8 protein-coding genes and 1 tRNA gene are annotated in these 12056 nt (G+C 36.0%); 2 read left to right on the top strand and 7 right to left on the bottom strand.

Features of this window, described 5'->3' with window-relative positions; translation table 11 throughout:
- Positions 1 to 14 precede the first annotated feature (14 nt).
- Complete coding sequence (locus V7S79_RS12015; RefSeq protein WP_459490840.1) at positions 15 to 995, top strand: glycosyltransferase family 2 protein; 981 nt, start codon at positions 15 to 17, stop codon at positions 993 to 995.
- Between the two features lie 44 nt (positions 996 to 1039).
- Here V7S79_RS12015 and V7S79_RS12010 read toward each other — a convergent pair whose 3' ends face one another.
- The 7 genes from V7S79_RS12010 to V7S79_RS11980 all read right to left on the bottom strand — a co-directional run bounded on the left by V7S79_RS12010 (position 1040) and on the right by V7S79_RS11980 (position 10877).
- Positions 1040 to 2230, bottom strand: coding sequence for a multidrug effflux MFS transporter (locus V7S79_RS12010; protein WP_459490839.1), 1191 nt, complete (start codon positions 2228 to 2230; stop codon positions 1040 to 1042).
- 161 nt (positions 2231 to 2391) lie between these two features.
- A complete protein-coding gene (locus V7S79_RS12005) occupies positions 2392 to 4986 on the bottom strand; it encodes an outer membrane beta-barrel protein (RefSeq protein ID WP_459490838.1) in 2595 nt (864 codons plus the stop codon).
- A 647-nt stretch (positions 4987 to 5633) separates the two neighbouring features.
- Positions 5634 to 5927: a hypothetical protein gene (locus tag V7S79_RS12000; protein ID WP_459490837.1), complete on the bottom strand. Its 294-nt coding sequence runs from the start codon at positions 5925 to 5927 to the stop codon at positions 5634 to 5636.
- A gap of 150 nt (positions 5928 to 6077) precedes the next feature.
- A complete protein-coding gene (locus V7S79_RS11995) occupies positions 6078 to 8474 on the bottom strand; it encodes a glycoside hydrolase family 95 protein (protein ID WP_459490836.1) in 2397 nt (798 codons plus the stop codon).
- Entirely contained in the window at positions 8471 to 9403 is a 933-nt protein-coding gene (locus tag V7S79_RS11990; protein ID WP_459490835.1) for a sugar phosphate isomerase/epimerase family protein, read from the bottom strand. The genes V7S79_RS11995 and V7S79_RS11990 overlap by 4 nt, the downstream gene beginning before the upstream one ends.
- A 38-nt stretch (positions 9404 to 9441) precedes the next feature.
- Positions 9442 to 10743 carry a hypothetical protein gene (locus V7S79_RS11985; RefSeq protein WP_459490834.1) on the bottom strand — a complete coding sequence of 434 codons (1302 nt, stop codon included), beginning with the start codon at positions 10741 to 10743 and terminating at the stop codon, positions 9442 to 9444.
- Positions 10744 to 10801: 58 nt separating this feature from the next.
- Positions 10802 to 10877 (bottom strand) — tRNA-Phe (locus V7S79_RS11980).
- A 158-nt stretch (positions 10878 to 11035) separates the two neighbouring features.
- Between V7S79_RS11980 and V7S79_RS11975 the strand changes: the two genes are divergently transcribed.
- On the top strand, positions 11036 to 11857 hold the full coding sequence (locus V7S79_RS11975; RefSeq protein WP_459490833.1) for a 1-acyl-sn-glycerol-3-phosphate acyltransferase: 822 nt from the start codon (positions 11036 to 11038) through the stop codon (positions 11855 to 11857).
- The last annotated feature ends 199 nt before the right edge of the window (positions 11858 to 12056 follow it).

Here is a 12056-nt window from a genome sequence, read left to right as displayed (position 1 = left end):
TAAAATAAAACACTTTGATCGACGTATCCATCATATTTGTTAATTACAAAACAGAAAAGTTGCTTTTGGACTGTTTGAGAAGTATTTCTAAATATACTTCTAGAATAAGCTATGAGTTCATTGTGGTGGATAATTGTTATGTGGAAGGCGCCAATCAGGAATTATTAGCGGAATTTCCAAGGACTCAATGGATTGATTCAGGAGGAAATTGGGGCTTTTCGAAAGGGAATAACATAGGGGTTGAGCATGCTCAAGGGGAGTATGTGCTTTTCTTGAATGCTGATACTTTAATTTTCGATAATTCAATTTTTAAGGCTTGGGAGTTTTTAAAAAATAAGGTGGATTTTGTAGCCATAGGGGGGATTCAATTGGATGAAGATAAACATGAAATCCCGTTTTATTCAACCTTAAATGCGATTCGAAGAGATTTTTATATACTGCCCAATTTACCTTTTATTCAAAGATTAATCGATACATTTTTGCCCAAAGAAGATTTTCAGGAAGGAGAAACCAATAATTTAGTGGGGGCATTTATTCTCATTTCCAAAGCGAATTTCATAAAGGCAGGAAAATGGGATGAGGCCTTTTTCATGTATGCCGAAGATGCCGAATTAAGTTTTCGACTAGCCAAATTGGGCAAATTAGCCTATTCTCCAGAGGTAAAATTCATTCATTTGATTCATGAAAACGAGTATAGAAGAACTGAATATTCTTTTATCAACCGATTTTCTATTCAAATTCAATTGTCAAATTTATTGTGGATTCGCAAAAGTTATGGACTATTTCCAATGATGTTGATTTATCTCAATTACCTGATCTTGGTGCCTATTTTTTGGATGTGGAAAATTATATTAAACCTATTCAGTGGGAAAAAACTCTTGCATGATACCAAAAATCAAATAGAGCTTTCCAGAAAAGTCAAGATACTTTTACAATTTTTTCCGAGGTTGTTTGTGTTAGGGAAAGGCCCTTTTGAGGTAAGAGGTAAAAGGTAAGAGATTTTTTCTTCTCTTTTCTCTCTCCTCTTTTCTCTCTTCTTTTATTTTATAACTTTTCTTCCAATTCCAAACAAGATAACATTGGCCAAAAGTGCACAAAAGCACATGACGATTGCCATTGTAAATGGTGTACCATCAAATAGCATACCGATGGCCATGGAACAAATGGAGCCCCAAGCCATTTGAATGGAACCCATCATGGCGGAGGCAGAGCCGGCTCCTCTGTGAAATGGTCTTAAAGCTAAACTAGCAACATTTGGAAAATTAAAACCTTGACAAGCCAAAGTAAGGAATAACAACAATATATTGACTTCCATAGTAATCCATCCAATTTTTGAAAGAAGGGCGAAAATGGCACATAATATCAATTGAACAGGTAGTGTTATTTTTAAAATTTGCAGACTAGTGTATCTTTTTAAAACAAAATGATTCAATTGACTTGCTCCGATAATTCCAGAGGCTACAATGGCGAAAATCCAACCAAATTTAGTTTCATTGACGTTATAATAATTCAAAAAAGTCAATGGCGCTCCTCCCACAAAGGTGAAAATGGTTCCAGCACCAATGGATCCCGCAAATGCGAAAATCAGAAATTCTTTTTCTTTGAATAGAGATTTATACGCTTTCACAATATTGGACAATTTGAATTCGCCCCCTTTTTCTCTATCCACTTTTTCTGGCAACCAAGTTTTTATCAAGAAAATGATGACAAAAATAATGAATGCCAATAAAGCAAAAATGAATTTCCAACTAGAAACAATCAACAATAAACTTCCAAGTGAAGGGGCCAAAATGGGCGAGACTCCTAAAATTAAAATCATCAACGACATAATTTTAGGCCTTTCTTTTTCCTCAAAAGTTTCCCGAATAATCGCATTGGGCGCCACCATTCCTATGCTTCCTCCAATGGCCTGAATAAATCGAAAAATAATTAATTGTTCTACTGAAGTGGAAAGTGCACAAGCTAACGAACTTAGAACATAAGCAGATAATCCGACATACAATACTTTTTTCCTACCAAAATGGTCTAAAACCGGACCATTGATTAATTGCCCCAAACAAATTCCAAAAAAGAAGCTTGATAATGTATAACCGATTTGCTCTTCAGAACATTGTAACGCATTCGCCATATTTTTGAAGGCGGGCAAATACATATCGATGGAAAGTGGTCCTATGGCAGATAAAATACCTAAAACTAAAATGATTTTAGTCCGGCTTGAAGCGTTTGTCATGAAAATGATGTTGAAATTTACTAAACCGCAAAAGTACAGCTATTTTTAAGAAAAGAGAAGAGAGAAAAATAGGTAAGAGGTAAAAGGTAAAAGTATTTTTTTCTCTTTTCTCTCTTCTCTTTTCTCTTTCCTCTCTTCTCTTTCCTCTCTTCTCTCTCCCTTTACTGCATCTGCATAGCCTCAGAGCCAGAATTGTTATTATTCTTTTTCATAGAGTTCATATCAAATTTACCGAAGCGAATAGATAGAGTTAAACGAATTTGTTGAGGGTTAGCAATTCGGTAATATGATTGGGTAAAACCTTCTCCATAGGAAACACGCGTATTTCCACGAGTTTTAAACATATCATTGAATGAAAGGGTTAAGGAAGCCATATCATTTTTGAAGAACGATTTCTTGATGGCTAAATCGACACCATAAAAGGGTTCAATATATCCTTGCGAAGAACTTTGCGCTTGCATACCTGGAGGGCCTTGCATTCCTTGGTTTTGTGAAACCGGGATATTCGTTTTTCCTTGATAATCCGCAGATAATTGAATGACCCATTTCTTAGGCAACATAAAGTTGTTGTTGATTTTTCCAAATGCTGTCCACATTCCATCTGTTACTTGACTCGCATCTATGTTCGCAATGTTGATTTTTGAATTGTAAAAATTCACATTCGCTGTTAAATCCCACCAATTAACCAATTTATTGGTATACGTAAATTCTGTACCATAATTAATGCTCGAATTGGCATTGACAAACGTATTAATCAAATCGATTTTACCACTGATAGGATTAATTTCTTGCTTCAAATAACGAGTAATCAAATTGTCTGTGTACTTATAATAGCCTGAAACTAAAAAAGTAGCTGAACCTTTTGTTTTACTATAAGCAAGCTCGCCAGATGTTGTGAATTCAGGAACCAAATCCGCGTTTCCTCTGGTGATATTTAAACTATCGCTATAATCGATGAAGGGAATAATTTGGAAGAAATTCGGACGATTTACTCTTCTCGTTACACTCAATTGAATGGCATCTGTTTTTGTTAAATCTTTCTTCAAGAAAATAGATGGGAATAGACTCAAAGGATATTTATTGCTAAATTTTTGATTTTTGTCCAATAACTCTCCATCATAATTCGAGCTTTCTCCGCGTAAACCTACTTTATATGAAAATGCGCTATTCTTTCCTGAAATTGAGAAATAAGCTGCATATACATCATTGGCACTTTTATAATTGATGGAAGCCGAAGCAATTGGTCGATAAATATCTGATCCAACGGGCTTAATTGTGTTATTGTTTTCGTTGGTTAACTCATTAATTTGAGCTCTTAAACCCATTTCAATGGTACCTTCGTTTTTAATAGGCTTCACATAATCTGTTTGAATTGTGATGAATTTATTATTACCACTTCCTATGTTTTTTTGAATTTGCGTTCCTGTTATCGCATTGTTTTTCAAATAATCGGTGGTGAAAATTCCATCATTTTTATTTGTTCCTCCAAAGAAGTTCATATCCATTGTCAATTCTTCTCCTGCTTTAGGATAAGCATGTCTAAATCCTAATTGAAAGCCTTGTGGACTAAACTCGCGATTATTGATTGAAACACGATGACTCAAAGTTTTCACACCATTTACGGTGCTAGAAATCATGATATCTTCATTTGGAGTGAATTTTCCACCTCCTCCAAAAAAGGTGCCTAAGGTAATGGTCGTTCTATTACTTATGGCGTAATCAGCAGAGAATCTTGGGAATAACATCATTCCTTGTGTTTTATTATCAATGTCTTGATAAACATTCGATAGAATTCCACCGATGTTACTTATACGTTCACTATATCCTTGCGAATTATTTCTATTTCGCATGTTCATGATTGTTGCGGTTAGATTCCATTTATTTTGTTGATACGTAAAATTGCCCATGAGGTTAGAACCTCCAAAACGGTCAGCTCCTATATTAACCATGCCGTTGTATCCATTTTTCTTATTCTTTTTCAACACAATGTTGATAATACCTGCCATACTTCCTGAGGCATCGTATTTGGCTGAAGGATTGGTAATTACCTCCACTTTTTCAATGATATCAGCAGGAATTTGATCCATACTTAAGGTCGTTGGTCTTCCATCAATGAACAACGTTGGATTCGCATTTCTTACTTTTACGTTTCCGTCGATATCTACTTGTACTGATGGAATATTTCTCATTACATCGATGGCTGTTCCACCAGCTGTAACAATATTTTGTCCCACGTTAAATGATTTTTTATCAATATCCATTTCTACCAAAGATTTAGCCGTTGTAATGGTCACACCTTCCAAAATGGTATTGTCTGTAGCTAGTTTTATATTTCCCAAATCCTTTTCAAAGGCAGCCATCATTTTCGCCATAGCAGCAGGGTCTGGTTGCTGACCAGGAGTCATGCCTTCCATTTTTGGCATCGCAAAGGCAACGGGCATTTCGTAGTTTTTGAAACCAACAAAACTAATTTTGATTTTCAAACGAACATTAACTGGAATTTCTTTGAAATTGAAATCGCCATTTAATTCAGCTTGCTGTGCTTTTACAAGCACATCTTTACTTTGTTTCGTAGCTGGATCTTGTACGGTTTTTAACAAAACAACCGAAGCAAATTCAACAGGTTTTCCTTGTTCGTCAACAACTTTTCCGAAAACGTGTCCACGATTCATATCGGGCATTCTTCCTGCAGGAACTTGTGCAAAAGTTGTAAGGCAGATGAGCGATAATATCGCTGCAAAAATTGATTTTTTCATTTGAGATGGATAATGTAATAATTGTCTACTTAGAATTTGAACAATTTTTTTATTCAAAATGTACCGCAAAGATACATTAAGCCGATGGAAGTATTTGTTTTTTCTTCCTTGAGCGGTAATGTTGAGATGAAAAGTGGTTTTATTGCGAGAAGAACGGGTTGTCATCTAAGACGTATGATGAGAAGAGAGAAGAGAGAAGGGAGGAAAGAGAAAAGAGGAAAGAGAAGAGAGGAAAGAGAAACACGCGCTCGGTTGTGCCGAGTGTGTACTATGATTTGAACTTGTAGTTCAATTACTATTCTAAACAATGGTTTAAACTTGTAGTTAAAAGGAATTTTTTCTCTTTTCCAGTTTTCTCTCTTCTCTTTTCTCTCTTCATCAGAGGTGAAAATCTAAAATATAAGTTTTCTGTTAGTGATTCTGATTTTCTTTTTTTAAGGGGAAATGTGTCCCCTTACCCCCTGCAATTTACGAGTTATAAAGTTCAGTTAATTGATAAAATTTTTCGGAAAAGAAAGGAAAGAGAAGAAAGGAAAGAGAAGAGAGGAAAGAGAAGAGAGGAAAGAGAAGATAGAAAAGAGAAGATAGAAAAGAGACATTTAATTTTTACCTCTTACATCTTACCTCTTACCTCATTACCTCTTACATCATGCTTCATTAATGCCAAGATCAAAATACATCGATTCATTTTTGCTGAAATCTGCTAGCTCTTTTCTCCAAAAAATAAAATGCCTTTCTGAGTCGAATTTTTTAAAAAAAACGATGGAAACGGTTTCCCCTTCTGATTGATGAATTTGATAATCAATACGCGCGCGCATAAATTGATTATCCCAATTTAATTTCAAATTATGGACTAAGGAGAAATTCACAAAAGTCACTCCGAACTTTTCAACTCCATCACTCACTGACTTTAATTCTTTAAACCGTAAATACTTATTCATTTAGGTTTTATTAAATAGAGGTTCGCTAATTATAAACCATAAATTTAATTAATTAAAATGTACAACTTTGTTAAGAAAAAGTCATATTGTCAAAAAGTTAGTTCTATTTTAGAAAAAAGTTGTCCAAAAATGTGAATTCAAGACAATAGATTAAAATTTTATCAACTTTCGTTCGCCTTTTTTGAAATTTAACATCAATTCTTTCCCTTGATAAATTAGTTTGGTTCTTCCTCCTTTTTGACTTTGAACAGACAGCTTTTTTAATTTACTATTGTCCCAATCTAGCTCTAATTCAAATCCTCCTCTCGCCTTCAAGCCAGAAACATGTCCTTCCTTCCAAGCTTTTGGGAGGGCTGGTAATAATTGAATCGCATCAGCACTCGACTGAATTAACATTTCAGCTATTGCCGCAGCACCGCCAAAATTTCCGTCTATTTGAAAAGGAGGATGCGCATCAAACAAATTGGGATAGGTTCCTCCACCTCTTTGATAATTTACTTTAACGCCATCTGGTTCCACGTATTTCAATAATTCCCGATACATTTTATAAGCATGATCGCCGTCTTTTAACCTAGCCCAAAGATTAATTCGCCAACCTTTCGACCATCCTGTTGTTTCGTCTCCCTTGATTTCCAAGGTTCTTTTGGCAGCATTGGCTAATTCAGGTGTTTTTTCAGGTGTCAAATGCGTACCAGGAAACAATCCAAATAAATGACTTTGATGTCTATGTTTGGCATCGGTATCTTCCCAATCATAATACCATTCTTGCAGGTTTCCTTTTTTTCCGATTTGATAAGGATACAAATTAGCCAAAGCGTTCTCCAATTTCGTTTTAAATGTTGCATCTACATTCAAAATCGTTTGCGCCGCAATCAGATCTAAAAATAATTCACGAATCATCGCGAGGTCTGCTGAACCTCCGTAAATGGTTTCACCTTGATAACCTGAAGGTGTTATGTACCTGTTTTCAGGAGAAGTTGAAGGTGATGTTATTAATTTTCCGTTTTGATCTGGAATTAACATGGCCAAGCAAAATTCTGCAGCTCCTTTCATCAAAGGGTAGGCTTTCTGTTTCAAAAATGCTTCATCTTTGGTAAAAATATAATGTTCCCACAAATGCGTGGAAGCCCAAGCACCTCCCATGTACCAATTGGCCCAACTTGGACTGCCGTTTCCGAAATCGCCAACTGGGTTTGTCATTGCCCAAATATCTGAATTGTGATGAACCGTCCAACCGGGTGCATCATAAAACGTTTTTGCTGTGATTTTACCCGTCTTTTCTAGATTTTCTAAAAAGGTCAAAAACGGCTGATGCATTTCAGACAAATTGGTATTTTCTGCTAGCCAATAATTTTCTTCCGCGTTGATATTCATGGTATAATTAGAACTCCAAGGCGGTTGAATATGCGGATTCCAGAGTCCTTGTAAATTAGCTGGAACTCCTGGGGTTCTAGAACTACTAATCAATAAATATCTTCCAAATTGAAAATAAAGCGTTTCTAAATAGGGATCTTCTTCCCCTTTGGCATATCTCCTAAGGCGCTCATTGGTTGGCAAATTGGGGGAAGATCCTCCCAAAGCAAGATTAACCCGTTTGAAATATTTCTGATAATCCAGCATGTGTTTTTTACGCAAATCATTTACTAAAACCTTGCTGGCATCTTGTAATTGCTTTTCGGCAATGACATCATCATTTAATCCTTCTGAATTCGGGTTTTTATCAAAGCCATTGAAACTAGTTGCCAAAGACACTAAAACAGTGGCTTCTGTGCCATTTTGTAAGGTTAATGTGGAGTCGGTTTGAATCACTTGGCCATCTGTTTGCTGAACAAGCACATCGGCAGAGAACCTTGTTCCTTTATTGTCAACAAAAATAATTGGATTCCCTTTTTTACGAACATAATTCGGTTCCGCACGAACAGGAGCATTTCCTTGAAAATGCAGGTGATTGATTGTTGCTTTGTTTTTGTATTTTAATTGTGAATCAAATCGAACTTTAAAATTTAAACCTGCCTTTTGAGAGCTTTTCAAATGAATAACAAAAATCTTATCTGGATAAGAAACGAAATACTCTTTCTGAATTAAATTATCACCTTCTTGATATTTTACGGAAGCGATGGCTTTATCTAAATCCAATTCACGGTAATAATTTTGTGGATTTTTTGAATCAAAATCTAGGTAAAGTGTTCCCAAAGGCGCATAAGATTCAGAAAATTTACCTTGTAATTTTTTGACAAGCGAGTCGGCTAATCGATAATTTTCATTTTTCAATGCTTCACGCACGGCTGGCAAATTTTTATAGGCCTCTTTGTTCATATAAGGATCTACAGGTTCCCCCGACCAAAGCGTAATGTCATTTAGAAAAATTTTATCCGTCTTTGTTCCACCAAAAACCGTTGCACCAATTTTACCATTTCCCAAAACCAATGCTTCTTCAAAATACGTGGCAGGTTTATCATACCAAAGCTTCATGGGCGCTTGACTAAGCTGTTTTTTTTGGGCAAAAACAAAGGTGCTTAGAAATAATAGGGGAAGAAATTTGTTCATAGAAGTTTATTTTTCAATTTTTGCATTTTCGTATAGCCGTCTTTAGCAACTTGCAGCGCGTCTTTGGCATATAGTTCTTTGTTGAATAATTCCAAAGAGATAATCAAAGGCTTATTGCCTGTATTTAAGCTATGAATGATTTTTTCAATAGGAGCATCACCATCACCGACATAAATTCGGTCGGCATCTTTGATGATTTCTGGCTTCAATTGGGTGTGATAATCATTTACATGAAAGATATCTATGGCATTTTCGCCCACCAAATGAAGGCTATCAAGGCTAGTTTCTCCTTTATAGATATGGAAAACATCCAATAAAAGTTTAGCATCTGGATGGCCGGCCTCAGAAGCCACAAACAAAACGTCAGACACTCGATTTAAACATTTGGAATGGCCCCACATTTCCAATTGTGGAACAACCTCCATTTGTTTACCAAGGTCTAAAATGATTCGATATCTTTCTGCTGCAGCCTTTAAATTTAAATCTGCTTGTTGCGTGGCACCCATCGGAGGTGCGGCAGTTCGTAAACAGCCTAATTCGCGAACCCAAGCCATTTCCTTTTTTAATTGTTCTAAACCTTTTCCTCGGACAGCATTATCATCGACAATCCAAGGCGCGAAACCAATGGTATTTTCAATGCTTAGGCCTAAATCAGAAATGATTTTTTGGGCTTCCAAGATAGATCCACCAGAATTCAAGTATTTTTCTAAAGTAGGCACCCAAATTTCCACAGAGGAAAAACCTGCTTTTGCAGCAATTTGCAATTCTTTAATGAATCCCAAATTTTGACCCATGATGGTGCTTAAATTAAGGCAAAGCGTAATTTCCTTTTTGGATGCTTTCGTTATTTTTTGTTCCGTAGGTGGAATGGCAGAAGCTCCTGCAAAAAATCCAGCGGACTGAAGCATTTCTCTTCTCGTAAGTTTCATAGGTTTAATAGGTATAAATTTTCCGTAAACTTATCTAATTATTTCTCAAATTCAATAATAAAATCGGAAGCATAAGAATCATCGATAGGCCGCATTCGTTTAACAAAGAATCGTGCACGTTTTCCAAGCCTCAGAGAAGTATATTTTTTTTGCACAGATTCTTTGTCATCCAAAGGTTGTAAAGAAGGGTACCATAAAATATAACCTGGCTTTTCGAAAAATATTCGTGGTTTGGTCCAAGCTTGCGAATTATTTCCTACGGCTAAATTTTTATTGGGATTAAAAGAAATATAGACCCTACTTCCTTTCCAAGATATGCCTTCTGATTTTGCCATTAACATGACCCAACAATTTAAATATTCGTTCCAGCTCACCGAAGGTCCCCAATAATATCCGCCATTTTTAGATGAAATAGGCCCTCCGCCTTCTTTTTTGGGAATTTGAAGCGATTTAATGGGTTTACCGATGCTGTCAAATGGAATATTAAAAGAGCTCCCTCCCCAACGTTTGGCTTTGCCTTGGGGATTTTCCAAATCTTTCAAGGCAATTCTTGCCACACTTATACACTGACCTGCTTTTTCCTTGAATGGATCAAAAGTTGCTGGTTGATAAATTCCAGGATAAGCATACTCCCCATAAAATAAATACAAATGATCTCCGCTGACAACCGCTGATGGATCACCCACACCGCCTGCAAAAGTTTGAGAAACATTGTGAGGTTTTAAGGTCATTCGATCATTGAGGTCTTCAATAAAAATCCCTTTATTTTCCCAGGATTTACCCCCATCTTTCGATTTCATGATACCGATTCTACAAACAGCAGCTGGACTATCGGGTCCCGTGATACCTCTTGGCCAGTTTTTCGTTTTTAGATAGCCTTTTCCTGTTTTAGTGCGATAGGGGAACGTTTCGGGATAAATTTCATTGTGATAAATTCCAAATAAGGTTTTGCCTGATTTGTCTTTGGGTGCTTGGTACATGGTCTCAAACCAAACTGCTCCGTGTAGCCCATCTTCTTCAGGTTTTACATTAATTGGTATTTTGGGTTGATGAAATTCCTTTGCTTCATTGCTAAAAACATCCATCGAATTTAGACCATCGGAATATTTTAAATCTTTGGCATCTCCCCAGAGTGGATCTTCTCCATATTTTCCAGGAAAAATTCGTAAAGTATCTCCAATCCAAGCCTCCGCCATATTACAATCGACAAAGGAGTTAAAATGAATTTTATTTGTTTGAATGAGGCGGAAAGTAGGGTAGAACTCTTCCTTGGAATCAGGATGGCAAGAAAAAAAGAAACATATGATCCCAAATAAAAATAAGTATAGTATATTTTTCATAGGTTTAAATTTATCACAAAAAAACCCTGCCGTTGCTGACAGGGTTTAAATTTCAATGTGGTGGTAGATCCCGGACTCGAACCGGGGACACACGGATTTTCAGTCCGATGCTCTACCAACTGAGCTAATCCACCTCATTGGCCCGAATCGCTTCGGGACTGCAAAACTAGGGAAAATATTTTTAAATCCCAATTCTGAAAGAAAAATAAACGATAAAATAGCTCTTTTATTTTCATAAATAAGGCATAATCTCTATTTTGCTAAAGATTCGTCTCCTATTTTAAAAGCCAATATGCTGATTTTCTTGCTTAAACATTTTGTTCGATTAGGACTGGCAATCTTTTGCCCTGAAATCCATATTAAAAATAAAAAAGCTTTAACAGAAAAAGGGCCCATTTTATTGGTTGCTAATCACCCAGATTCTTTTTTAGATGCCATTATTTTAGGGGCCTACTATGAAAGAAAATTGCATTATCTAGCTCGAGGTGATGTATTTCAAAAGCCCTTATTTGGATATCTGTTACGAAAAATCGGCATGATTCCCATCCATCGAATCAGAGAAGGCAAAGAACATTTGCATCGAAATTCTAGCACTTTCCAGGAATCCGTAGAAATTTTAAAAAATGGCGGGGTTGTATTAATTTTTATCGAAGGAATTTGTTTAAATAATCATGAGATACAACCTTTCAAAAAAGGGGCTACTCGCATCTTGGAAGCTACTCATAACATTGGTACGTTCCCTCTCATCCATATTGCAAGTTTAGGCTATAATAGCTTTACTGCTTTTGGAAAAATAGTCAATATTCATCTAGAATCTTTGGAATGGCATCATGCGATTATGAATCCCAAAGACCGGATTTTGTTTAATGAAAAAGTCAAATGGATTTTAGAAAAGAATCTTGAAGTGCCTCAGAGACTTCTTGCTACGAAAAAGAACCTCGCTTATTATTTAATTCGGCCTTATTATTGTTTAGTAAGAAATTATGTTGAAAAGAAAACCAAAGGAACAGTATTTTATGACTCGGTTTTATTTGCCGTGCTATTATTTACATTTCCGATCTATATTTTGACCTTTCTAGTGGTTTTGTTGAGCTTGTTTGTGCTTGGAATGTAGAAGAGATAAGGGAGAAAAGTGAAGAGAGAAGAGAGAAAAGAGAAGAGAAAAGAAAACGCGCTCGGCTTTGCCGAGTGTGTACTATGATTTGAACTTGTAGTTCAATCTCTTTTTAACATTAAGGCATTAAGAATCATTAAGTCTATTTTCCTTAATTTTTCTCTTTCCTCTCTTCTCTTTCCTCTCTTCTCTCTTCTCC

Source organism: Aquirufa sp. ROCK-SH2 (assembly GCF_054558315.1).
This window is presented reverse-complemented; position numbering and strand designations above follow the sequence as displayed.